The sequence below is a fragment of the Levilactobacillus tangyuanensis genome, from assembly GCF_003946545.1.
In the GTDB taxonomy this organism is placed as follows: domain Bacteria; phylum Bacillota; class Bacilli; order Lactobacillales; family Lactobacillaceae; genus Levilactobacillus; species Levilactobacillus tangyuanensis.
Genome location: NZ_RHOA01000002.1, coordinates 31796 through 54811, shown reverse-complemented (window position 1 = coordinate 54811; position 23016 = coordinate 31796). Strand labels below are relative to the sequence as shown.

The 23016-nt window shown below is 50.1% G+C and carries 21 protein-coding genes and 1 tRNA gene; 15 read left to right on the top strand and 7 right to left on the bottom strand.

Going from position 1 to position 23016, the window contains the following annotated elements; translation table 11 throughout:
* Window position 1 precedes the first annotated feature (1 nt).
* From EKM96_RS01790 to rlmD, 6 genes are all read left to right on the top strand, one after another.
* Window positions 2–1147 (top strand): CamS family sex pheromone protein, encoded by a 1146-nt coding sequence (locus EKM96_RS01790; protein WP_125638954.1) that lies wholly within the window; start codon window positions 2–4, stop codon window positions 1145–1147.
* A 155-nt stretch (window positions 1148–1302) separates the two neighbouring features.
* A complete protein-coding gene (gene gatC / locus EKM96_RS01785) occupies window positions 1303–1611 on the top strand; it encodes an Asp-tRNA(Asn)/Glu-tRNA(Gln) amidotransferase subunit GatC (protein ID WP_061776058.1) in 309 nt (102 codons plus the stop codon).
* 3 nt (window positions 1612–1614) lie between these two features.
* Window positions 1615–3084 (top strand): Asp-tRNA(Asn)/Glu-tRNA(Gln) amidotransferase subunit GatA, encoded by a 1470-nt coding sequence (gatA, locus tag EKM96_RS01780; protein ID WP_125638953.1) that lies wholly within the window; start codon window positions 1615–1617, stop codon window positions 3082–3084.
* A complete protein-coding gene (gene gatB, locus EKM96_RS01775) occupies window positions 3084–4505 on the top strand; it encodes an Asp-tRNA(Asn)/Glu-tRNA(Gln) amidotransferase subunit GatB (protein WP_125638950.1) in 1422 nt (473 codons plus the stop codon). The genes gatA and gatB overlap by 1 nt, the downstream gene beginning before the upstream one ends.
* Window positions 4506–4520: 15 nt before the next feature.
* Entirely contained in the window at window positions 4521–5537 is a 1017-nt protein-coding gene (locus tag EKM96_RS01770; protein WP_125638947.1) for a diacylglycerol kinase, read from the top strand.
* 73 nt (window positions 5538–5610) lie between these two features.
* A complete protein-coding gene (gene rlmD, locus EKM96_RS01765) occupies window positions 5611–6978 on the top strand; it encodes a 23S rRNA (uracil(1939)-C(5))-methyltransferase RlmD (protein ID WP_125638944.1) in 1368 nt (455 codons plus the stop codon).
* Between the two features lie 107 nt (window positions 6979–7085).
* On the opposite strand, the gene EKM96_RS01760 is transcribed toward rlmD, so the two are convergent.
* Window positions 7086–7454, bottom strand: a complete 369-nt coding sequence (locus EKM96_RS01760; RefSeq protein WP_125638941.1) for a helix-turn-helix domain-containing protein — start codon at window positions 7452–7454, stop codon at window positions 7086–7088.
* Window positions 7455–7608: 154 nt separating this feature from the next.
* Here EKM96_RS01760 and EKM96_RS01755 point away from each other — a divergent pair, with 154 nt between their 5' ends.
* A complete protein-coding gene (locus EKM96_RS01755; RefSeq protein WP_125638938.1) occupies window positions 7609–7854 on the top strand; it encodes a helix-turn-helix transcriptional regulator in 246 nt (81 codons plus the stop codon).
* Window positions 7855–8100: 246 nt separating this feature from the next.
* Window positions 8101–9615 (top strand): gamma-glutamylcysteine synthetase, encoded by a 1515-nt coding sequence (locus EKM96_RS01750; protein WP_125638935.1) that lies wholly within the window; start codon window positions 8101–8103, stop codon window positions 9613–9615.
* A gap of 39 nt (window positions 9616–9654) precedes the next feature.
* Here EKM96_RS01750 and EKM96_RS01745 read toward each other — a convergent pair whose 3' ends face one another.
* From EKM96_RS01745 to gnd, 4 genes are all read right to left on the bottom strand, one after another.
* A complete protein-coding gene (locus EKM96_RS01745) occupies window positions 9655–10929 on the bottom strand; it encodes an APC family permease (protein ID WP_382336199.1) in 1275 nt (424 codons plus the stop codon).
* 177 nt (window positions 10930–11106) lie between these two features.
* On the bottom strand, window positions 11107–12465 hold the full coding sequence (locus EKM96_RS01740) for a gluconate:H+ symporter (protein WP_125638929.1): 1359 nt from the start codon (window positions 12463–12465) through the stop codon (window positions 11107–11109).
* 142 nt (window positions 12466–12607) lie between these two features.
* Window positions 12608–14155, bottom strand: a complete 1548-nt coding sequence (gene gntK, locus EKM96_RS01735; RefSeq protein WP_125638926.1) for a gluconokinase — start codon at window positions 14153–14155, stop codon at window positions 12608–12610.
* A gap of 30 nt (window positions 14156–14185) precedes the next feature.
* Window positions 14186–15091 carry a phosphogluconate dehydrogenase (NAD(+)-dependent, decarboxylating) gene (gnd, locus tag EKM96_RS01730; RefSeq protein WP_125638923.1) on the bottom strand — a complete coding sequence of 302 codons (906 nt, stop codon included), beginning with the start codon at window positions 15089–15091 and terminating at the stop codon, window positions 14186–14188.
* A 119-nt stretch (window positions 15092–15210) separates the two neighbouring features.
* On the opposite strand from gnd, the gene EKM96_RS01725 reads away from it, so the two are divergent.
* Together EKM96_RS01725 and EKM96_RS01720 are read left to right on the top strand one after the other, a co-directional pair.
* Window positions 15211–16095 (top strand): MurR/RpiR family transcriptional regulator, encoded by an 885-nt coding sequence (locus EKM96_RS01725; RefSeq protein ID WP_125638920.1) that lies wholly within the window; start codon window positions 15211–15213, stop codon window positions 16093–16095.
* Between the two features lie 84 nt (window positions 16096–16179).
* The gene (locus EKM96_RS01720; RefSeq protein ID WP_125638917.1) at window positions 16180–16941 is read left to right on the top strand and encodes a GH25 family lysozyme; all 762 of its coding nucleotides are present in this window, start codon (window positions 16180–16182) and stop codon (window positions 16939–16941) included.
* 49 nt (window positions 16942–16990) lie between these two features.
* Here EKM96_RS01720 and EKM96_RS01715 read toward each other — a convergent pair whose 3' ends face one another.
* Complete coding sequence (locus EKM96_RS01715) at window positions 16991–17359, bottom strand: DUF4828 domain-containing protein (RefSeq protein WP_125638914.1); 369 nt, start codon at window positions 17357–17359, stop codon at window positions 16991–16993.
* Window positions 17360–17528: 169 nt separating this feature from the next.
* On the opposite strand from EKM96_RS01715, the gene EKM96_RS01710 reads away from it, so the two are divergent.
* From EKM96_RS01710 to EKM96_RS01690, 5 genes are all read left to right on the top strand, one after another.
* Complete coding sequence (locus EKM96_RS01710; protein ID WP_125638911.1) at window positions 17529–18533, top strand: Gfo/Idh/MocA family protein; 1005 nt, start codon at window positions 17529–17531, stop codon at window positions 18531–18533.
* An 11-nt stretch (window positions 18534–18544) separates the two neighbouring features.
* Complete coding sequence (locus EKM96_RS01705) at window positions 18545–19915, top strand: DEAD/DEAH box helicase (RefSeq protein WP_125638908.1); 1371 nt, start codon at window positions 18545–18547, stop codon at window positions 19913–19915.
* Between the two features lie 46 nt (window positions 19916–19961).
* A tRNA-Arg gene (locus EKM96_RS01700) sits at window positions 19962–20034 on the top strand.
* Between the two features lie 164 nt (window positions 20035–20198).
* Window positions 20199–20651, top strand: a complete 453-nt coding sequence (locus tag EKM96_RS01695) for a universal stress protein (RefSeq protein WP_125638905.1) — start codon at window positions 20199–20201, stop codon at window positions 20649–20651.
* 186 nt (window positions 20652–20837) lie between these two features.
* The gene (locus EKM96_RS01690; RefSeq protein ID WP_125638902.1) at window positions 20838–21965 is read left to right on the top strand and encodes a glycosyl hydrolase family 8; all 1128 of its coding nucleotides are present in this window, start codon (window positions 20838–20840) and stop codon (window positions 21963–21965) included.
* Window positions 21966–22006: 41 nt separating this feature from the next.
* On the opposite strand, the gene EKM96_RS01685 is transcribed toward EKM96_RS01690, so the two are convergent.
* Entirely contained in the window at window positions 22007–22948 is a 942-nt protein-coding gene (locus EKM96_RS01685; RefSeq protein WP_125638899.1) for a glycosyltransferase family 2 protein, read from the bottom strand.
* Between the last annotated feature and the right edge of the window lie 68 nt (window positions 22949–23016).

Below are 23016 nucleotides of genomic sequence, written 5' to 3'. Positions count from 1 at the left end.
CGTGAAACGGTTACGAATCTGGATTGCCTTAGCCGCAGTCCCCTTATTTTTAGCGGCATGTGGGAACTTGAATAGTTCCAGCATGTCTTCCGGTTCTGGCTCCACGAATTCTGGTGGCACTCAGTTAACCGGACAAAGCACTGATGGTGACTACGAAGGGGTTATTAAGAGTGGTCATTATCAAACGAGTAAGTCGCGTGGGGTCACCAATAGTCAAGACTCTGGCAATACTTATAACGTTAAAAGCTTTGAAAACGGCATGTTAGGCGTTTCCAAGAACGTTTTCTCTACCAAAAAGTATGTGTTCCAAGAAGGGCAGTATCTGAAGACATCGACAGTTCAAAACTGGCTTGATCGTAAGTCCAAGTCGAACCCCGATGGTTTGAATCCTGCCAGCAATGGGTCAACTTCCCCAACTAAACGAAATCCTGTTTACATTCAGGCCTTGGAAGAACAAGACTACATGATCCAAAAGAACAACAAGTTATCCTTAGGCGGGATTACCGTTGGGATTGCCGTGAACTCGGTCGACTATTACAAGAAGACTCAGTACGGGGCTACCTTCGAGACCAAGATTACCAAGGCCGAGGGTGAAGCCTACGCAAAGAAGGCGGCCAATACGGTTCTGCAACGGTTGCGTAAGCAATCAGGCCTGAAGAACGTGCCGATTGTGATTGCGGTCTATCGTCAGGCTTCTAACGATAGCTTGGTTGGTGGGAGCTTCCTGTCTTATTCAGAAAATAAGGCGGGATCGACGAGTGTGTCCAGTTGGAAAGCGTTGGATGAGAAGAACTATGTCTTCCCAATCGAAAGTGGTTCTAGCAGCCCTAACAGCAACGACGAGAGTTCATTCACCAACTTCAAGAATGAGGTTGAAAACTTCTTCCCTAACCTAAGTGGTGTGACGGCTCAAGCTCACTACAATGGCAAGACGCTGACCGGGATGCACGTCAACATTACGACGCAGTTCTACAGTCAGACTGAAATCATTAACTTTACGCAGTATCTGCAAACGGCCGCTCAGAAGTACTTACCTTCAAGCGTGCCAATTGATATTACGGTGTCCTCAACGGACGGGGTTCAAAGCTTCTTATCACGAGCAAGTGGCGAGAAGAAGTTTAGCAGTCACGTCTTTAACAGTTACTAAGATTCTGTCGGTGGTTTTCGTTCTCGAAGGCCGCCGATTTTTTTGTTAGATCCCTTGGTGTACGGGGGATATATGGTAAAATAGGTCTTGTATGTTTTATTCCCGAAATGGGAGTCGAACGGTGAGAAGTGAATGATACGGAAAGAAGGATATTGATGGCTGATCGAATTACTCGAGAACAAGTTCAACACGTTGCTGGATTAGCAAAGCTCGAATTTACGGATACTCAATTGGATGCCTTTACGCCACAATTAGATGACATTATTGGGTTGTTTGAAACCTTGAGTGAAGTTGATACGGAGGGCGTCGAAGCGACGACCAACGTCTCTGACCAACTGAACGTTATGCGGGAGGACGTTGCCGAGGACTGGGGCCAAAGTGCGGCTCTCTTAGACAACGCGCCAGACGCCGAACGTGGGTACATTAAGGTGCCTGCCATCATTGATGAAAGCGAGGATGATTAAGCGATGAATTATTTTGACAAAGATCTCGCTAGCCTCCATGATGATTTAGTTAATAAAAAGATGAGTGTCCGGGAATTAACCCAGGAGACGTTCGCCAATGTAAAGGCAACGGATCCTAAGATTGGGGCCTTCCTGACGTTAAATGAAGACGCTGCTTTGAAGCAGGCTGATGCTATCGATGCCGAGGGCGTTGCTGCCGATGATCCATTGGCAGGGATTGCTATTGGGGTGAAGGATAACATCGTCACCAAGGGCCTGAAGACGACTGCTAGTTCCAAAATCTTGGCTAACTTTACGCCAGTCTATGACGCCACGGTTGTTGAAAAGTTGACGGCTGCCAAGACGATTACCATTGGGAAGACGAACATGGACGAATTTGCCATGGGTGGGTCAACGGAAACGTCTGCCTTCCAGACGACTAAAAACGCTTGGGACCAGACGAAGGTTCCTGGTGGATCATCGGGTGGTTCTGCGGCTGCCGTGGCTTCGGGTCAAGTGCCCGTTGCCTTTGGTTCCGATACGGGTGGTTCCATTCGCCAACCCTCCTCATTCAACGGGATTGTTGGGATGAAGCCAACGTACGGTCGGGTTTCTCGGTGGGGCTTAATTGCCTTTGGGTCCAGCTTGGACCAAATCGGGCCAATGACACGGACCGTTAAGGACAATGCTACGGTCTTGAGTGCGATTGCCGGCCATGATAAGCACGATTTGACCAGCTCAGATAAGGCCGTTCCGGACTTTGCTGCCGGCCTGAATGAGGGTACCAGCGTGAAGGGCATGCGGATTGGCTTGCCTAAGGAATTCCTGGCCGAAGGGGTCGACGATGACGTCCGCAACGCCATTCTGGCTGCCGCTGACACTTATCGTCAATTAGGCGCCACGGTTGATGAAGTCTCCTTGCCACATAACAAGTATGGGGTGGCGGCTTACTACATCATTGCCTCATCCGAAGCCTCATCTAACCTGCAACGGTTCGATGGTATTCGGTATGGCTACCGGGCTCAAGACGTGAAGAACCTGGAAGACGTCTATGTGAAGTCTCGTTCCGAAGGCTTTGGCGACGAAGTTAAGCGTCGGATTATGTTGGGGACGTTCTCATTGTCCGCTGGATTCTATGATGCTTACTTCCTGAAGGCTGCCAAGGTGCGGACGGTCATCATGAATGACTTCAAGGCGGTCTTAAAGGACCACGACTTCATCATGGGCCCCGTCGCCCCTACGCCAGCATTTGGCCTTGGTGATGAACTGATGGACCCAATTACCATGTATATGAATGACGTCTTGACGATTCCCGTTAACTTAGCTGGGTTGCCAGGGTTGGCAGTTCCTGCCGGATTTAGCAACAATTTGCCGGTTGGGATGCAATTGATTGGGCGGCCATTTGATGAGGGGACGCTGTACAAGGCAGGGTATGCCTTTGAACAAAATACAGACTTCCATTCACAATTACCCAAGTTAGGAGGCCAAAACTAATGAACTTTGAAACAACGATTGGACTTGAAGTCCACGTGGAACTGAAGACTCATTCAAAGATCTTTAGTCCCTCAGCAGTAGAATTTGGGGTTGACCCTAATGCCAATACTAACGTCATTGACTGGGGGTACCCTGGGGTCTTACCAACGACCAACAAGGGTGTCGTCGCCGATGGAATTATTGCAGCGCTGGCTCTTCATGCCACGGTTGAAAAGCACACGCATTTTGACCGGAAAAACTACTTCTATCCTGATAACCCTAAGGCTTACCAAATTACTCAGGCGGAAAAGCCAATTGGTCATGATGGCTGGATTGAAATCGATGTCGACGGCGTCAAGAAAAAAGTCGGTATTGAAGAAATGCACATTGAAGAGGATGCTGGGAAGAACACCCACGAAAAGGATTACTCTTACGTGGACCTTAACCGGCAGGGCACGGCTTTAATCGAAATCGTGTCGAAGCCAGACATTGCGTCTCCAGCCGAGGCCTATGCCTACCTTGAAGCCCTGCGCCAACGGATCCAATTTACTGGGATCTCTGATGTGAAGATGGAAGAGGGTTCTATGCGGGTTGACGTCAACATTTCCGTTCGGCCAATCGGTCAAAAGGAATTTGGGACGAAGGCCGAATTGAAGAACTTGAATTCATTTAACTACGTTCGCCGCGGCCTTGAATTCGAGGAGCAACGGCAACAAAAGGTTCTCATGTCCGGTGGCAGTGTCCGCCAAGAGACGCGTCGGTTCGACGAGACGACTGGTGAAACGATTCTGATGCGGGTTAAGGAAGGTGCCGATGATTATCGTTACTTCCCAGAACCTGACCTGCCAGCATTGAACATCAGTGATGACTGGATTAAGGAACTGGACGACAACATGCCAGAAATGCCTGGTAAGCGTCGCGACCGTTACGTTAACGATCTTGGGCTGACGGATTACGATGCCATGGTCTTAACGCAAACCAAGGAAATGTCAGATTTCTTTGATGCGACTGTTGCCTTGAAGGCCGACCCTAAGATGGCATCTAACTACCTGCAAGGGGATGTTAATGCTTACTTAAACGACAATCAGGTGGACCTGAGCGAAACGAAGTTAACGCCTGAGAACCTGGCTGGAATGATCAACTTGATTTCCGATGGAACTATTTCAACGAAGATGGCCAAGAAGGTCTTCAAGGCCCTGACCGATGGTGAGGAACCTAAGGCGTACGTTGAAGCGCATGGGTTGGTTCAATTGTCCGACCCTGCTAAGCTGCAACCAATCATCGATGATGTTTTGGCTGCCAACCCACAATCGATTGAGGACTTTAACAACGGTAAGCAACGGGCCGTCGGGTTCTTAGTGGGACAAATTATGAAACAGACCCATGGACAAGCAAACCCAACGGTGGTTAACCAACTGTTGATTGCTTCTCTGAAGGGCTAGCATTGGAGGAACGACATGCGTAAACGGGCACGGGTTATTTATAATCCAACTTCTGGCCGGGAGGCATTGAAGAAGGACCTAATTGATATACTAGCGGTATTCGAACAGGCAGGCTACGAAACCAGCGCCTACGCCACGACTGCTGCGCCTAACTCAGCCCAGGATGAGGCAACTCGCGCAGCCAAGGCCGGGTTCGAATTACTTGTGGCGGCCGGTGGCGATGGGACCATTAACCAAGTGGTTAATGGGATTGCCGGCTTGCCGCACCGACCAATGATGGCGATTATCCCCGCCGGGACCACGAATGACTATGCACGTGCGTTGCACATTCCTCGTGAGGACCCATTGGCGGCCGCTAAAGTTGTGTTAAAGAATCAAACCATTAAGATGGATATTGGCCAGGCTAGCGATACGTACTTTATTAATATCGCTGGTGGGGGACTCTTGACTGAGTTAACCTATGACGTGCCATCTAACTTGAAGTCAATCTTTGGTTACCTGGCTTACCTGTTAAAGGGCGCCGAGATTCTGCCACGGATTAAACCGATTGAGATGGATTTGACCTACGATGGCGGTCATTTCCGTGGGAAGGCCTCGATGTTCTTATTGGCTTTGACCAATTCAATCGGCGGCTTCGAACAGATTGTGCCGGATGCTGCCTTAGATGATGGTAAATTTACCATGATTATTGTGAAGACGGCCAGCATGCCGGAGATCTTACGCCTGATGGGCTTGGTCCTGAATGGCGGGAAACACATCAACGACCCCCATATTATCTACAAAAAGACCAGTAAGGTCATTGCCCGTCCCGTTGAGGACCGAATGATGATCAACCTGGATGGAGAATATGGTGGCGATGCACCAATGAAGTTCCATAACCTTCGGCAGCACATTGAAATGTTTGCCAACTTGGATGCCATTCCGGATTCAGCGGTGACTAATGAAACTGCCGAATTCTTGGAAGCGGAACAAAAGTTTGTTAAACAGGTTGAAGAGTTACCAGAAGACGCGGATCAGACAACGGAAGATTAAGGACGAGAGGGATTTTGCTTAGACTTTTCACGGCAAAATCCCTTTGTCATTAAGCACAGAAATTGAGGTTATTATGAAAATTAAAGCACCAGTAGCAAAGAATGAGCAGTTAGACGTTAAGATTATGGACCTGACCTACCAAGGGTTAGGTGTGGCCAAGGTGGACGATTTTCCATTGTTCATCGAGAATGCCTTACCTGGTGAAGAAGTCACCGTCCAAGTCACTAAGGTACAGAAGCATTACGGTTTCGCTCGGGTCACCAAGTGGTCCGTTGAATCTGCGGATCGGGTGGTCGATATCGACAAGACATACCGGCAAACCGGGATTGCCCCTCTGCAACATTTGGCCTACCCAGCCCAATTAAAGTTTAAACAACATCAATTGGAAGAGCTCTTCAACAAGGCTCATCAAGACGTCACAGTTGCCCCAACCTTAGGGATGGCCAACCCAACGCAATACCGGAACAAGGCACAGGTTCCCGTCCGCAAGGTTAAAGGTCAACTAGAGACGGGTTTTTACCGGCAACACAGCCACGAATTGATTCCGCTAACGGACTTCTACATTCAGGATCCAGCCATTGATACGGCCATCGTGAAGGTTCGTGACCTGTTACGCCAATTTGAAATTCCCGCGTATGATGAAATCAATGACAAGGGTGTTATCCGTAACGTCATGGTTCGTCGGGGCTACTACAGCCATGAGATGATGATTGTGTTGATCAGTCGGCAACAGAAGATTCCTAGTCAGGCACAACTGGTTGACCAGATCCACAAGGCCTTGCCAGAAGTTACCAGCATCATCTTGAACGTTAACGCCAAGAAGACCAATGTGATCATGGGTAACGTGACGCGGGTGCTCTATGGTAAGCCAACGATTGAGGACGAACTGTTAGGACTGACCTTCGCCATTTCGGCACGGTCATTCTACCAAGTGAACCCTCAACAAACCGAAAAGCTTTACCAAATGGCTATCGACAAGGCAGAATTGACTGGTAAAGAAACCGTTATCGATGCCTACTGTGGGATTGGGACCATTTCCTTAGCCTTGGCTAAGCATGCGGCTCAAGTCTATGGGGTAGAAATCGTGCCCGAGGCCATCGAGGATGCTAAGGTCAATGCACAGAAGAACCATTTGACCAATGTCACCTTTGAGGTTGGTAAGGCCGAAGACCAGATGGCAACGTGGCAAGCTGCCGGCGTGAAGCCGGATGTCATTGTCGTCGATCCACCACGTAAGGGTCTGGCTGACAGTCTGATTGAAAGTGCCACTAAGATGGGGCCTAAGAAAGTGGTCTATGTCAGTTGCAACCCATCTACTTTGGTTCGTGACGTGGCTCGTTTCAATGAATTGGGCTATGAGATTGACGGCCCAGTTCAACCCGTTGACCAGTTCCCACAAACGCCACACGTTGAAAGTGTGACGGTCCTGGTTAAAAAGTAATTTAGTGACCAGTCATGTGACGAGGACCGCCGTCCACGTCACGTGGTCGGAAAATAAGTCGAAATGAAAGGAGCCATGACGGATGTCATGGCTCCTTTTTGGTTGGGTTAAGGTTGATGCAGATTGTCGGAACGTTGTCGTTGCAACTGGTTTTCAGCATAGCGAATGACGGCGAGCTGCCGGTTATCGCTTAATTGACCAAAGGCCGCCTGGAGACAGGCATCATTAGCGAGTTCACTGTGACCAAAGCGCGGGTCAATGTCAGACTTATGAATGCCCAGCGCATTGGCAATCTTTTGGACATTACCGGGACTCGGTGTCGACCGTTCGGCGAAGTAGCCGGATAACGTCGAGTTGGGGATTCCAGTCCTAACCGCCAAGTCATTCTGTGTCATGCCTTGGCAAGCAATCTTAAGGTTCTGAGCAATGATTCGACGAATGTTACGTTCAAACGGGGATAATTCATGGCGGGGCACCACACTCACTCCTTCATAAAGATACCTGCTGTCGTCATTATAACGAATCGATTGGACACAAGCAAATCGAACGAAAGGACACCGCCTTAATGCTTTATTGGCAAAACGAATAAACTCGTTTATGATACTTAAGTGCTATGAGGAGGTGTGCGTCATGGATCGACTTCAAATTACACTTGACGCCGCTCGCCACAATGCTGGCTATTCTCAAAAAGAGGCGGCTGCCCATCTAGGCATTCATTACCAAACCTTAGCTGCCTGGGAAAAAGACAGTTCTGATTTAGGATTTCAAACGATCGAACGGCTATCGCAGCTCTATCAAATTCCTAAAGATAACCTCTTTTTTGGGAATAAAAACGAGTTTATTCGTTTGCTGCGGCAGCGAGCGGCCGAAGAGTAAGCAAGATAACGCGTCAATGGGGTCCGGGCTGGTCCGGCTAATAAAACAGATTATTCGACATGAGTCCTGGGAATTTTCCCAGGGCTTTTTCTATGCCGTTAGTTAATTAGTTCATGCGCCAAGCCGGCCCCAGATAATGACCAGAAGTTCGTCTAATTCTGTGCTTAGTGCCTGACAGTGGGGGCGAAAGTGGGTAAAATCTGGGGTGAGTTTAAGCGACTCAAGACTTTGGGGGAGGTCCTAGAGATGTTAGATAACTTACTTGGGATTATTCATGATGAAGATTTAGCGACACAATTATTTCATAGTTTAATGAGTTTTAACGTTGAAGAACGACGGGTAGATCGGGCTGGTCGGCTAAGCCGGGAACCGCATCCGGAGGTGCTGGGCGCGCCCGCTTTGCACCCGTATTTTCAGACGCGTTACGCCGATATGCAAGTGGTCGTGAGTACCGATTCTGCGGCCACGGTCGCGGAAAACCTGGATGATCTGGCAACCTTGCAGACGGTCTTGTATCGTTCCCTGGACCCAGCCGACCGTATTTGGCCGCTCAGCATGCCACCACGGCTGTCTGAGGATGATCGGCAACAGATTATGGGGGATACTCATTGGTCGGCTGAAGCGGCAATTAAGCCCTATTTAATGGAAAAGTATGGCGTGACCCAGGGCTGCTTAACCGCCGTTCACGTGAACTTTCGCTTGCCCGATCCAGTGATTCATCGGCTCTATTTCCACTATACCGAGGAGTTTCATTCGTTAGTAGCATTCAAGAATGCCTTATACTTCCGCCTGGCCCAAAATTACGTGCGCTACCAATGGTTGATTACCTACTTGTTTGGGGCCAGTCCGATTGCCGAAGAGGGGTTCTTTGACACCGTTCCGGCACCATTACGCCGGCCAGTTCGCAGCATTTTAAATAGCCCCTATGGACGGGTCAATCGCGCCCAGGAGCGGGTGACCTACGCTTCACTGGCCAGTTATCTGACACACTTGCAGCGGAATATTGATAATGGGACGTTTGCCTCAACTCAGGAATTTTATGGCCCGGTTCGGCTACGGGGGCAGGCGAACGAACGAGATTTCTTGATGGGCGGCGTCCGCTACCTTGAGTTGCGTAATTTTGATAATTCGCCATTTGCTCCGGACGGGGTGAGTCAGCAGGGGTTGCGTTTTCTGAAAATCTTTCTCGCTTATCTGCTCACAAAGCCATTATCCAATCAGGGGTTAACGACCACGTTGACGGCGGCGCAAGAGCGAAATCAACTGGTCGCTTTGGAGGCACCGGATCGGCCAACGGCGTTCCTGGCGGAAGGTCAGGCACTATTCCTGGAGATGCGGGAAATGTTGGACCATTTAGGTAATCCGGTGGATGGGGCCGTGCTGGACGACTTGGAACAACGCCTAGTTCGTCCCGAGCTGACGCCGGCGGCCAAATTGGTCGCCCAAATGAAAGATGGCAGCCTGATGGCATTTGGTGCGGACGTTGCGAATACGTGGACGCTTGAGCGGCGGACGACGAAACCACTTTTACCCCGATTGACCATGTTGAATGATCACACCCAGCGATTCGTGATGGCGGCCATTCAAGCCGGCGTGCGGTTCTATGAAATTAGCGATGGGTCTGAGGGCGATCTGCTGATGTTTACTTACGATGGCATCACGCAGATTCTGCAGGACAAGGAGATGCGTGGTCGCCATCCGGAACAACGGCTACGGGAATTATTCCCAGAGTTGCCACCACTGGTGGTCCATCAAGGCTAATTAAAAAAATTCCAATCGGATTAGCCGATTGGAATTTTTTTAATTGTTGTTTGCGAGATGTCGCTGATGGTAAAGGTAGATGGGCAGTCCGATGGCGGTTAAGGCCAGACCGGCCGTTGCCAATCCGGTTTCGGTTACAAGGGTGGTAATCAGGATGAAGAGACCACCGATGAGGGCAATGACCGGGATGACAGGGAAGAAGGGCACGCGATAGGGGCGAAGCAGTTCCGGTTCCCGTCGCCGCAGTCGAAAGACGGCCAAGAAGATCAGGCAGTTAAAGACCCACATAACGAAGACCAACATGTCGGTTAACATGTCAAAGTTGCCCATCAGCATCATGATTAGGGCAATGCCCAGTTGAACCAGACCGGCAACATAGGGAACGGAGGTCCGGTTGGACAGCCGACTCAGGTATTTCGAAAAGGGCAGGCTATCTTCCTTGGCCATGGCGTAAGGGACCCGCATCCCGGTCAATGTGTAGCCATTGATGGCCCCGTAGACGGAGATCAGGATGCCAATTGTCACGAGCTTGCCCCCTAGATGACCGAAGAGGCGCATCGAGGCATCAGCAGCCGTGTTTTGGTTGCCGGCAATGGCTTCAATCGGCAAGGTCTTTAAGAAGACTAAATTGACCAGGGTGTAGATGACCGTGATCAAGGCCAGTCCCAGGATGATGGCTCGGGGCAGGTCTCGTTCAGGATGCTTCATTTCTCCGGCAATGTTACCGATGTTAATCCAGCCATCGTAGGCGAACATAGTCGCTAGCAGACTCGAGGCAAAGGCCCCGCCCCAGCCTAGATGATGGCCGGTGGCAATGGGCCAAATGGAAATAGGCGTATTCGCAGCGGGAGCAAAGAGCCCGAAGCCAACGATAATCACAATTGGAATCAGTTTGAACACCAGGGCGATTGTCTGAACGGCGCCACCAACCCGGGCGCCAAGGAAATTCAAACCGGTGATGCTGACACCACAGATGATGGCAATCGGTAACTGCCAGCCGGATCCCAACCGAAACAGGTTGACGAACTGAATGCCGAAGATAATGGATAGTGCCGCGATGTTGGCCGGATAGTAGACCAACATTTGGGCCCAGCCCATTAGAAAACCGACCGGCTTCCCATAGGCGTATTCTAGGTAACGCATCGCGCCCCCTGTGCGGGGAATGGCGGCGGCAAGCTCGGCACTGGTCAAACCAGCACAAATAGTTAATAGACCACCGAGTAGCCATGCCAGTAGGGTCATATTGGCCGAATGGTTGGCGGCAACGACGCTGGCGGTCTTGAAGAAGACCCCACCACCGATAACCGTTCCCATGACGGTTGCGAGTGCAGTAAAGGTGCCGATTTCCCGGCGGAGTTCTTTTGCCAAAACGTAAATCCTCTTTTCTCTCTTAAAACTGATTTAACTATTATAGCACGGCGACTGGTAAGTTGAACAAAAAAAGCGCCGCACCAACAATGGTGCGACGCTTCATTTCTTGTTCAATTTTGTCTAGTGGAAGGCCATGTTTAGGAGCAGAACAATCAGGATCCCGACAATGGAAATAACCGTTTCAAGTACCGTCCAGATGCTCAACGTTTGCTTAACCGTTAAGTCAAAGTATTCGCGGAACATCCAGAAACCAGCATCGTTAACGTGAGATGCGGCTAATGAACCAGCACCGATAGCCAGAACCATCAGGGCAGGGTCAACACCGGAAGCGGCCATCAATGGGGCGACGATCCCGGCGGCGGTCAATGCAGAAACCGTTGCGGAACCTAAAGCAACCCGGAGAACAACGGCCACTAACCACCCTAAGATAAGTGGTGACATGTTGGAGTCGATGAAGAGCTTAGCGACTTCCTTACCAACACCACCGTCGATGAGGACTTGCTTGAAGGCCCCACCACCACCGATAACTAACAGCAGCATAGCGATTGATTTAACGGCGTTTTCCAATGTTGCCATGATGTCAGCGGTCTTACGTTTCCGACCCCAACCCATGGTGAACATCGCAACCATCAGAGAGATTAACATGGCGATGGCTGGGTCACCGATTAAGGCAACGATTTGGTCTAGCATTGAAGCGTTCTTGGTAGGTGTTGCCCCACCATCAACGGTCATCTTGTAGATGGTCGTGATGGCCATCAAGATAACTGGAAAGAGGGAAGTCAAAACGGACAGACCAAAGCTTGGAGCTTCGGAAGGCTTAAAAGTTTTAACTTCACCCAATGAAGACAGGTTACCCTTTTGTTCAAAGGCCTTAGGCGCAAACTTTTGGGCCAACTTGGTGAACAATGGACCGGCAATAATTGCGGCAGGAATCGCAACAACTAAACCGAAGAGGAGGACCTTACCGTCGTTGGCACCTAAGACTTGCGCAATGGCAACTGGTGCGGGGTGAGGAGGTAAGAACCCATGCGTAACGGACAATGCGGCAGCCATGGAAATCCCTAAGTAGAGGATTGGCACTTGGGCTTCAACCGCGATGGCAAAGACGATAGGAATTAACAGAACCATCCCAACTTCGAAGAAGAGGGCGATCCCGAGAATAAATGAAGCCAACATAATAGCAAGTTGCAGGCGTTTCTTCCCGAATTTGTCAATCAGCGTCGTGGCAATCATGTAGGCCCCACCGGCATCGGCAACTAACCGACCCAGCATGGCACCGAAACCGAAGACCAGTGACAGTTCGCCTAATTGGCTCCCGATCCCGGCTTCAATCGTGGTGGCAATTTTCGTGAGGTCCATGCCTAACAGCATAGCCGTTAGGACAGAGGTTAAAATCAGGGAAACAAACGTGTTGATCTTGAAGCGAATAATCAAGACCAATAAGAAAATGACCCCGATGAGTAAAGCTATAAGTTCCATAATCAGTAAGCCCTTTCATCAATGAAATTTTGAAAAGCCAACGACGGGCGCTGGCTTCCCAGGAATAAGTAAACACATTGTACTTTAATTAATAACATTTGACTACGATTTAGTTTCGCGCCTGACTAAGAAAGTCTTGAAACTACTTCGTTGTCTTGTGCACGTGGGTCCGTTGATATTCCGCAATATTCTTGTATTCGGATTGTAACTGCCGACTTAAACGAATATAGATGGGAACCAGGGCCCGGTAGGCGTCAAAGGTTTCTGGGTTAGGATGGTGAACGTTAGCAACCCCGATAAAGTTCTTAACGGCGCTCAGGTCATCAATCATGCCTAAAGCATACATCCCTAATGTGGCCGCCCCCAGAGCGGTCCCTTCAGGACTTTCTGGGATGGTAACATCTTGCTCGAAGATGTCAGCCAACATTTGACGCCAGAGCTCGGAACGGGCGAAGCCACCGGTTGCTTGGATGCTGGTAGGCTTTCCAACCACTTCTTCCAACGCCAACATGACGGTGTAGAGGTTGTAAACAATGCCTTCCAGGGCGGCACGAACCATGTGAGCCCGTGAATGTGTCCGCGTCAGGCCGAAGAATGACCCGCGAGCGTTGGCATCCCAGATAGGGGCACGTTCGCCACCCAAGAATGGGTGGAAGATCAAGCCGTCGGAACCGGCGGGAACCTTGGCAGCAATTTCAGTTAACAGGTCGTAGGAATCAATCTGAAGTTGTTCAGCGGTCAGCTTTTCAGGAGCGAAGAGTTGGTCTCTGACCCAACGGAAGACAATCCCACCGTTGTTAACTGGCCCACCAACAACCCAATGGTCTTTGGAAAGGTAGTAACAGAATACACGGCCCTTAGGGTCAATCTTTGGCTTGTCGGTAACAACCCGAACGGCACCAGATGTCCCAATGGTAACGGCAACGACACCGGGCTTGATGGCGTTAACCCCCAAGTTGGCCAGGGGACCATCGGAAGCGCCCATGATGAATGGCGTCTCCGGATCCATGCCAATGACGCCAGCATAGTCACTGTTCATACCAGAGATGGTATCGGTCGTGTCAACGAGCTTAGGTAACTGGTCGCGAGTAACCCCGGCAACTTCCAAGGCCTGGTCATCCCAGTCCATGTTGAAGATGTTAAACAATCCAGTCGCGTTGGCAATGGAGTAGTCTTCTTGTAAAACACCGAAGAGCTTGTACAAGACGTATTCCTTAATTCCAACGAACCAACGCGCCTGCTTGAAGAGGTCGGGTTGTTCGTTGCGCAGCCAGATTAACTTGCTGAGCGGCGTCATTGGATGAATGGGGGTCCCGGTCTTCTCGTAAAGTTGTTTACCAAGACCGTTTTCGCGTAATTCATCGGCGTACTTGACCGCCCGGTTATCGGCCCAGGTAATGGCCCGGGTCAATGGCTTGTGATTCTCATCAAGCAAAATCAGACTGTGCATGGCAGCGGAAAAGGAAACCCCGCGGATCTGACCATTCTTTAAGTCAGCCTTCCGCATGACCGTTGTCAAGCCATCGATGATGCCAGAAAAGATTTCATCTGGATCTTCTTCGGCCATATCAGGAACGTCCTGGTAAAGAGGGTAGAGGTTATTTGAATACCCCTGCATTTTCCCTGCCGTGTCATACAATACTGTCTTAACACTGGTCGTTCCAATGTCGACACCAATCATGTAATCCATCGTGATCTTCCTTTCCTGTTTAACGCTTAATTATTTGTCGGCTTTGTCCATGGCGTGGCCACCAAAACCATTCCGTAATGCGGAAACAACCTTACCCGTGAAGGTGTCGTCTTGCATTGAACGGTAACGCATCATTAATGATAAGGCGATAACTGGCGTTGGTACGTGGCTGTCCAAACCTTCTTGGACGGTCCATTGACCTTCACCGGAAGCATGCATCCGACCAGCAATCTTTTCCAATTCAGGATCTTCGGCAAAGGCTTGTTCAGCAAGTTCCATGAGCCAGCCGCGGATAACGGAACCATGGCTCCAAACCTTGGCAACGGCTTCGTTGTCGTAGTCAAAGTCGGAAGCTTCGAGGACCTCGAAGCCTTCGGCGATGGCTTGCATTTCACCATATTCAATCCCGTTGTGAACCATCTTCAAGTAGTGACCTGAAGCGGCACGGCCGGTGTAAAGGTAACCATCCTTTTCGGAAATGTCTTCGTAAAGGGGACGCAGAGTTTCGAAAGCATCGGCATTGTCGCCACCGATCATGAAGTTCCCGTGTGAACGAGCGCCTTCCATACCACCTGAAGTTCCACAGTCAAAGAAGTCAATGCCCTTGGCCTTAAGAAGTTCGTTGTGGCGCAGTGAGTCTTTGTAGTAAGAGTTCCCACCATCAATTAAGATGTCGCCCTTGCCTAAGAGGTTGCTTAAGGATTCGATGGTTGAATCCGTTGGCTTGCCTGCAGGTACCATGACCCAAACGATCTTTGGTGAAGGTAACTTAGCAACCATGTTTTCTAAGTCGGTTGCGCCCTCAGCACCAGCCTCAACGGCCTTGTTGACGAAGTCTTTGTTCAAATCAAAACCGACGATTTCGTGGTTGTGATCCATTGCGTTTTGAGCAAGGCTTAATCCCATCTTACCTAAACCAATCAATCCGAGTTTCATAAATTCTTTCTCCTTTGCGAGACCTTATTTTTTCTGACAAGGTTATTATATGTAAAAAAGTTTCACATTTCAAGTGGGATGATGTAAAATATTTACAAAACATGAAATAACCGGTCAAAATGACCGTTGAAAGGGAGGCGTTGGTCATCGCACGGTCGACGATTGGACAGATTCGGGGGAGTTATGATCAGTTATCGCCCACCGAAAAAAAAGTTGCCGAACTGGTCTTGGATCAGCCGGCAACGACGGGGGAAATGACGATTAAGGAACTGGCAAGGGCTGCGGCCGTCTCAACAGCCACGGTTTCTCGATTGGTGAAGCGCCTCGGCTACGCGAATTATCGGGAATTTACGATGTCCTTGGTTCACAGCAGTGTGGATGAACCGGCGGCCCCTAGTTCGTTTCCAGAGCTAGCCGAAGGCGACTCGCTGGCAACGATTGCCAACAAAACGTTCCATTTCTCCATTAGTTCCTTGGAGGCAACCAATGAGGCCTTAAATGAAAAGGACTTGGCGCGCGCCGTGTTAAAACTAATCAATGCCAAGACGGTGGGCTTCTTCGGCCTTGGTGGCTCGTCGATTGCTGCCCTGGACGGGTATCATAAATTCTTACGGACCTCGTTGTCCGTGATCTATCACCCGGACTTTGATATTCAGCTCATGCAGGCCGCCAAGTTGGGAGAAGAAGATTGTGCCGTCGTTATTTCACATTCCGGTCGCAATCAGGAAACCTTAAAGGTCGTCGCAGAGTTGGAACGCAATGGCGTTGCCATCATTGCCATCACCAGCTACAGTGGGTCACCATTAGCTCAGGCGGCCGATGTGACCTTTCTCTCCTTAACGGATGAGGTCAAGTATCGGGCGGAAGGCATGTATTCACTGCTCTCGCAATTGACGATTCTGGACAGCCTGTTCATGATGACCGTCCTACGGATTTCATCACGGACGGAACGGGTGCTGACCCGAGTTCGTGACGTGATTGAACAGACCCGTCACGAATCTTAGTTGGCATGTTATAATGGTAATTAAATTTTGCGGCTAACCAAGCGTGGCATTTAAGACTAGCTGACGACGAAACGGGGACTGACGGTGAAGCGACGAGACTATCAACCAATATATGACAATACCTTCCGGCGTAACCGTCGCGTTCGTCGCTGGGAAATTTGGCTGCTGGTCTGCTTATTGGTCGGCCTAGGGGTCTTCGGTTGGCAACGTTGGCAGCATTACGAACGACAGCGGCTGGCAAACTATCCCGTTCGGGGGGTCACCATCAGTCAGGATAGTGGCTACTTGGATTACCAATCGCTGGCCAATCACTATCAGTTTGCGTATCTCCAGGCGACGTCCGGTGCCACCTATACGGATGATGATTATAGCGACAATTATTCGCGAGCTCAGGGCGCCGATATTCTGGTAGGGGTGACCCATACCTTTAGTTTTACCAGTTCCGCGAAACGACAGTATCAACATTTCACCGCGACAACGGGGCATGATACGGGAACCCTACCGATTATGATTAATGTTGGTTATTATGATAAATATAATAGTAAAAACCCGCAGATGGCGGCCCAGGGTCAGAAGCTCGAACGGTTAGTTCAGTTACTCAAGGCCCATTACCGTCAAGGGGTCGTGATTTATGCGAAGCAAGCGGTTCTCGACCAATTTGTTAAGCCGGTCTTGCCCGAGCAAACCTGTTGGATTGCCGATGGGGAGCTGGGCGATCATGCGGATCACGCGAAGTTTGTGGAATACCAGGCCGATGGCACCATCAATCAGAATGGTCAGGGCCAGACGGTGGGCTTCTCGGTATTTAACGGTCGTAAGTCCGACTGGGAGTCGTTCTCTCAATAAAATAAAAATGCTCCTCACGATCCGTTAGATCGTGAGGAGCGTTTTGTTTTTAGGCATTGTCAGATGAGGCGGCAATGGGGTATGTACAGTCATCGGCCTCATCGAAGAATGAGATTGGTCGCCGTTCATTGGCGTGAATCGTTAAGTGATAGCCAAACTTGTCTTGAAAGGTGAGTTGTTGTTCACTGAGATTTTTAACCTGTACGTGGAGGGGATGATTGTCGATCTGCACGTCAAGGCTCGGACTGATGATGAGTCGATGCCGACGTTGGTTGTTTGGATCGATGAATTGCCAGGTCCCCACGTAGAATAATGGCGAATCATTCTTGGGGGTAGGTTTTGATTTTCGTAAGGACAACCCGCTAGTCAGTCCGGCAACAAGCGAGAGTCCAAATAATGCCATCTCTTTGCGTTTCACCGTAATCCCTCCCTTGAATTGCTTATCTTCTTTAATATAACATTTTTCTGTGAAATTGCTCGTCTAACCTTCCTGTTCATAAAGGAATTTTAAGGTCAGACTATCGCGGAGGGATGGCGACTGTTAAAATAGATTAAAAGTCATTGAATTTGGAATGGAGGAATCGTGGATGTTGCGATTAGGAACGGTCGGAACGGGATGGATTACCCAGCAATTGGTCGAGGCCGCAGCCATGTCGGGGCGCTTTGAACTGGCCGGCGTGTATTCTCGAAGTGTCGAGAAGGCCCAGGCCTTTGCCCGTAAGAACCAGGCGGAGCAAGCTGTCACGGATTATCAAGAGTTACTGGACCTTAAGGGACTGGATGTTGTCTACTTGGCATCACCCAATAGTCTGCATTTCAACCAAGCCTTGAAGGCCATTCGGCAAAATATCACGGTCATTGTCGAGAAACCGGCATTCAGCAATCCACAAGAAATGGCTGCCATCATGGCGGCATTAGCCGATCACCCCCAGGCCAAGTTGTTCGAGGCCGCACGTAATGTCCACACGCCAAACTTTCATGCGGTGGCGCGGGCCTTGAGTGGGTTACCCGCGGTTCAGGGCGCCAGTCTGACCTATATGAAATATTCTTCACGGTATGACCAGGTCCTGGATGGGGGCGAACCCAATGTGTTCACCCGGGAGTTCTCGGGTGGCGCGCTCCAAGACTTAGGGGTCTATCCTGTCTACCTGGCCGTGGCCCTCTTCGGGGTGCCGGCCCAGGTGAACTATTTCCCAACCCTGATTCAAACGGGGGTGGACGGCAAGGGTGTCGCCGTCTTACGCTACGGAACTTACGATGTTACCGTTAATTTTGGCAAAACCAGTAACTCAGTGGCCCCATCAGAAATTTATGGGCTCAAGGAAACGGTGGAGATGGATAGTGCGGGCGAGTTAACGCAGGTGGGATTGCGTCAAGATGGTCAGAAATTGACGGATCTTAGTGCCCAGCCCTTGGTCAACCCAATGTTACCAGAGGTCCAAGACTTTGCCAGGGTGCTAGAAGACCCTGTCGCAGAGACTAATGTTGCCGATTATCACCGGTGGTTGCTCTGGAGTCAACAGGTCAACCAGGTGTTATACGGTCTGCGGGTAGCCGGTAATTTACGCTTCCCGGCTGATGACCACGAATAGGAAGGAAAACTATGTTAAAACAATTTGAAACACACTTTAAAGCGCTCGGTTATTCAGAGCCCACGGCCATTCAAGACGCCGTGTATGGCCCAATGGCGGGTGATCACAACGTGTTAGGCTTAGCGCCAACGGGTTCCGGAAAGACGGTGGCCTTTACGTTACCAGCCTTGGCTAATCTGCTCCCTGGGGACGGAATTCAGTTGATTGTGTTGGAGCCCTCGCAAGAACTGGCTATTCAGACCAGTCGGGTGATGCGGGACTGGGCCAAGCTACTTGATTTGAAGGTAGCCGCCCTAACCGGTGGGGCCAATGTTAAGCGGCAAACCGAACGGCTGAAGAAACGGCCCGAAATTGTGGTGGGAACACCGGGACGGGTCTTGAACCTGGTTAATGACCGCAAGCTCAAACTTCACCTGGTCTCAATGCTGATCATTGATGAGGCGGATGACCTGTTGAATGGGGATACCTTGGCAACGGTCAGGGAAATTGCCCAGGCAGCGCCGGCTGATGTTCAACTGGGGTTCTTCTCCGCAACCGACACCCCCATCCTACATGAACTTGACCAATGGTTTGGCCAGACCGTCGAACGGATTGATGTGCGCGAGCAAGACCAGACACAAGGGAAGGTTCGCCACGGCATGCTCCAAGTGGGGATGGGCAAACGGGACCAGATGCTCAAACGATTGTTGGCGATTCCCAACTTCCGGGCGCTGGTATTCTTTAAGCAGACCAATGCGTTACAGCATACGGCCACGAAGTTCTATCATGACCACGTTTCCGCCACGAGTCTGACCAGCGACCTGCGGCAAGTGCAACGGGAGAAGGCCTTACAGGACTTTCGCCTCGGTCGGACCCGCCTGCTATTGACGACTGATGTGGCGGCCCGGGGATTAGACATTCCTAAGCTGCCGGCCGTGATCAATTACGACCTCCCTAGTGGTGTGAATGAATACGTTCACCGGGTTGGCCGGACAGGCCGAATGGGTGAACCCGGGCAGGTGATCAGCCTGGGGGATGACCATGACCTCCGTGATCTGAAGAAACTCCTGAAGGAGACGGATTACGACTTGGTTCCACTTTACTTTAATGGTCGTAAATTAACGACGGAACGGCCGGTTGCCACGGTTAAGCCTGAGGAGACACCAACCCCAGGAACAAACGCGGGCACGCAAACCACGAGCAAGCCAACGGCCAAGGTCGACATAAAATCAGTCACGGTCAAGGGACAGTCCAAGTCCACGACCAAGCCGGCCGCCAAGGCTCAAGCCGCGGGGCCAGTGACGCCAAATCCCAGTAAAAAGAAGAAACATAAGAATCGTCATTCCAAAAACAAGGGGATGCGGAAGAAGTGGCGTGATCGGGATGCCCAACAATCAGAATGATCCTTTACAATTATTGTAATCCGTGTCAAAATTAAGAGCGGATTGCGTCCCCATAGCACAACTGGATAGGGCACTCGCCTCCTAAGCGAATGATCCCGGTTCGAGTCCGGGTGGGGACAGTATGATTCTTGATTAGTCGAGACGAAGGTCTCGGCTTTTTTGATTGGCAATTTTTCCCAGGGGGTCCTTGGCGGAATTGAAAAAGCCGGGTTTTAATGGTTTACGATACCTAAACGTGGTCAATTCCTTTATAATAGGGATAGTGACCAAGGAGGAATGTGCAATGGACGACGTGGAATCAATGAATCCTAAGAAGTTCACGCGAATTCTGGTGGGTGTGGATGATTCACCCGATGCCCAGTTAGCCTTTCGGTATGCCATGAACCGGGCCAAGTTTGACCAGGCGGAACTCGTGATCTGTTCTGTTTTGGAATCGGATACGATGAACATTTACCAAGCCCTGAGCAAGGACTATGTTCATGGCCAGCGAGCTGATTTGCAGGAACATTTACTTCAATATCAACACCTTGCCGAACGGTTTGGTATTAAGCAGGTCAGTATCGTCATTGGTGAAGGTGATCCCGGTGAAACGATTGTTAAGACGATTATTCCCAAGATTAAACCCGACCTACTAGTGGTTGGCTCATTGTCTAAGGGTGGCGTGCGAAAGTACTTTGGTAGCCAAGCGGCCTACATGGCCAAGTATGCGCCCATTTCAGTTATGATTGTTCGATAAGACTCGTCAAGGCAGCCTAGGCTGCCTTTTTATGTACGGGTAATCACGATTACGGGGCACAATGAGTGAAGTGGTCAATGAACCTGGCATTAACTGGTGTTGGCACGCGTTATAATTGAACTGAAGTGATTCGGGAGTGACCGGATAGTCATTGGATTGAATGCCATAGACGAGGATGATGGAAAAATGAAAAAGTATGATTGGAAAGGTTTGCTGAGCCTGACCGTTGCAGGGGCTTTGTTGGGTGGCTTGGTGTTTGGTATACCGGTCCCTGCCGCAGCGAAGACCAGTCAGTCGATGACCTGGTATAACCAGTGGAAGAGAGCCTACGTTGGCGGGAAGGCCCAGAAGTATGTGCGGTCGAACAATGGTCAAGGCCCCACAACGACGTTGTCCGAGGGGCAGGGCTATGGGATGTTGGCCACGGTTCTGGCGGCCAAGAAAGGTGCCAATGCCCATGGTACTTATAATCAAATGTATCGGTATTACCGATCGCACCGGGTATCCAGTCAATACCCCTTGATGCAATGGCAACAGACGATGCAAAACGGCAAGTTGAAGAGTACTGGATCGCAGAGAAATTCTGCGACAGATGGGGATTTAGATATTGCCTACTCCTTGATATTGGCAGATAAGAAGTGGGGAAGTCGGCAAGTAAATTATCATCAGGCTGCCTTAAAACTCCTCAAGGCCATTAAACAAAAGGAAATCAATTCAACGACGAAGCTCCCTATGATGGGCAACTGGGCGACGTCGGCTTATGATCAGCAGAAGCTCCGGACAGCGGATCTAACCATGGGGTATTTTCGCCAGTTTGCGGCCTTTAGCCATGACAAGAGTTGGAATACCGTGGCTAGCCGCAGTCAGTTGGCGGTTAAGAAACTCAGCGCGCGACAGAAGACGGGTCTCTTCCCGGATTTTATCTTGGCCACAGGTAAGAGCATCAAGTTGCGAGCGGTCAAACCATTTTCGATTGAGTCGGCGACGGATAATCAGGTGGGGTACAATGCCTGCCGGGTGCCATGGCGGTTGGCCCAGACGGTCAAGCTCACCCACAATGGGGTGACCAAGCGGGCCCTGAATAAGCAACTGACCTTCTTCAATAAGCAGAAGCGGATTACGGCGGTGTACACGCTGGGCGGTAAGGCGGTCAACCATTATGCAAATACCGCCTTCACCGCGCCGATTCACGTGGCGGCGATCACCATGAGAAAGTCGAGTCTAGCTAAGAAGACGGCCAAGCAACTGCCAAAGAAGATTGAGACAAACAACTATTTCTCGGCAACGTTACAAGTGGTGACGGCCTTACAATAGCGCAAAAAACGCCATCGAGATCAAATCTCGATGGCGTTTTCCTATTTTTCTTCGCGGACGATGTATTGTGGTCGGTGTTTCGTTTCCAGATAAATCTTGTTGATGTATTGACCCAAAATTCCTAAACAGAATAATTGAATGCCACCAACCAATAAGAGGATAACGACAAGTGACGGCCAACCTGCAACGGACCCGCCAACCGTCAATGCGCGAACAATGACGAAGATGAGGCCCACGATGGAAAGGATGAAAGACAAACTCCCGATCCAAGTTGCGAGACGTAAGGGCACGTTTGAAAAGTCGATGATGCCTTCAATTGAGTAGGCAAACAGTTGACTGATACTCCAGTGCGTGGTCCCGGCGGCACGGGGTTGACTCTCGTATTCAAGATAGGTGGTCTTAAAGCCCACCCAACTAAAGATTCCCTTGGAGAATCGGTTGAATTCGGGTAATGAGATGACAGTATCCACGAACTGCCGGGTCATTAAGCGATAGTCACGAGCGTTGGGCTCGATCCGAACTTCAGAAATCTTATTGATGACACTGTAAAAACTTGAAGATAGGAAGGCACGGAACTTACTTTGACCGCGACGTTCCTTTTGGATGGTACCGACACAGTCGTAACCATCATTTTCAATTAAGCTGACCATTTTAGGTAACAACTCCGGTGGATCCTGAAGATCGACGTCCATGACTGCCACCATGTCCCCGGTCGTGGCTTGTAAGCCAGCAGCAAGTGCCGATTCTTTACCAAAGTTTCGGGAGAACGACCGAAAGTGAACGGTCTCCGGATGACTCTGGTGTAACTCTTTCATTTCGTCTAAGGTGTGGTCACTCGAGCCATCATCTACGAAAATATATTCCGGCGTTACCGTCGGAGTAGGTGTATTCATTGACTCGATCACCTTGCTAACGGTTCGGTAAAATAGTGGAATTGACTCCTCCTCGTTATAGCAAGGAACGACCAGACTAAGCTTTTTCATCACTGACATTCCTTTCACACAACGTTCTAATTTTACCTCAAATTCAGGTGGTTGACTATTAAAATTAT

Coding starts and splice junctions, on each gene's coding strand:
- gatB (WP_125638950.1), top strand. CDS start 3,084: ATGAACTTTGAAACAACGATTGGACTTGAAGTCCACGTGGAACTGAAG.
- gntK (WP_125638926.1), bottom strand. CDS start 14,155: ATGGATTACATGATTGGTGTCGACATTGGAACGACCAGTGTTAAGACA.
- gatA (WP_125638953.1), top strand. CDS start 1,615: ATGAATTATTTTGACAAAGATCTCGCTAGCCTCCATGATGATTTAGTT.
- EKM96_RS01695 (WP_125638905.1), top strand. CDS start 20,199: ATGGACGACGTGGAATCAATGAATCCTAAGAAGTTCACGCGAATTCTG.
- EKM96_RS01710 (WP_125638911.1), top strand. CDS start 17,529: ATGTTGCGATTAGGAACGGTCGGAACGGGATGGATTACCCAGCAATTG.
- EKM96_RS01685 (WP_125638899.1), bottom strand. CDS start 22,948: ATGAAAAAGCTTAGTCTGGTCGTTCCTTGCTATAACGAGGAGGAGTCA.
- gatC (WP_061776058.1), top strand. CDS start 1,303: ATGGCTGATCGAATTACTCGAGAACAAGTTCAACACGTTGCTGGATTA.
- EKM96_RS01740 (WP_125638929.1), bottom strand. CDS start 12,465: ATGGAACTTATAGCTTTACTCATCGGGGTCATTTTCTTATTGGTCTTG.
- EKM96_RS01770 (WP_125638947.1), top strand. CDS start 4,521: ATGCGTAAACGGGCACGGGTTATTTATAATCCAACTTCTGGCCGGGAG.
- EKM96_RS01750 (WP_125638935.1), top strand. CDS start 8,101: ATGTTAGATAACTTACTTGGGATTATTCATGATGAAGATTTAGCGACA.
- EKM96_RS01725 (WP_125638920.1), top strand. CDS start 15,211: ATGACCGTTGAAAGGGAGGCGTTGGTCATCGCACGGTCGACGATTGGA.
- EKM96_RS01690 (WP_125638902.1), top strand. CDS start 20,838: ATGAAAAAGTATGATTGGAAAGGTTTGCTGAGCCTGACCGTTGCAGGG.
- EKM96_RS01705 (WP_125638908.1), top strand. CDS start 18,545: ATGTTAAAACAATTTGAAACACACTTTAAAGCGCTCGGTTATTCAGAG.
- rlmD (WP_125638944.1), top strand. CDS start 5,611: ATGAAAATTAAAGCACCAGTAGCAAAGAATGAGCAGTTAGACGTTAAG.
- EKM96_RS01755 (WP_125638938.1), top strand. CDS start 7,609: ATGGATCGACTTCAAATTACACTTGACGCCGCTCGCCACAATGCTGGC.
- EKM96_RS01745 (WP_382336199.1), bottom strand. CDS start 10,929: ATGGGAACGGTTATCGGTGGTGGGGTCTTCTTCAAGACCGCCAGCGTC.
- gnd (WP_125638923.1), bottom strand. CDS start 15,091: ATGAAACTCGGATTGATTGGTTTAGGTAAGATGGGATTAAGCCTTGCT.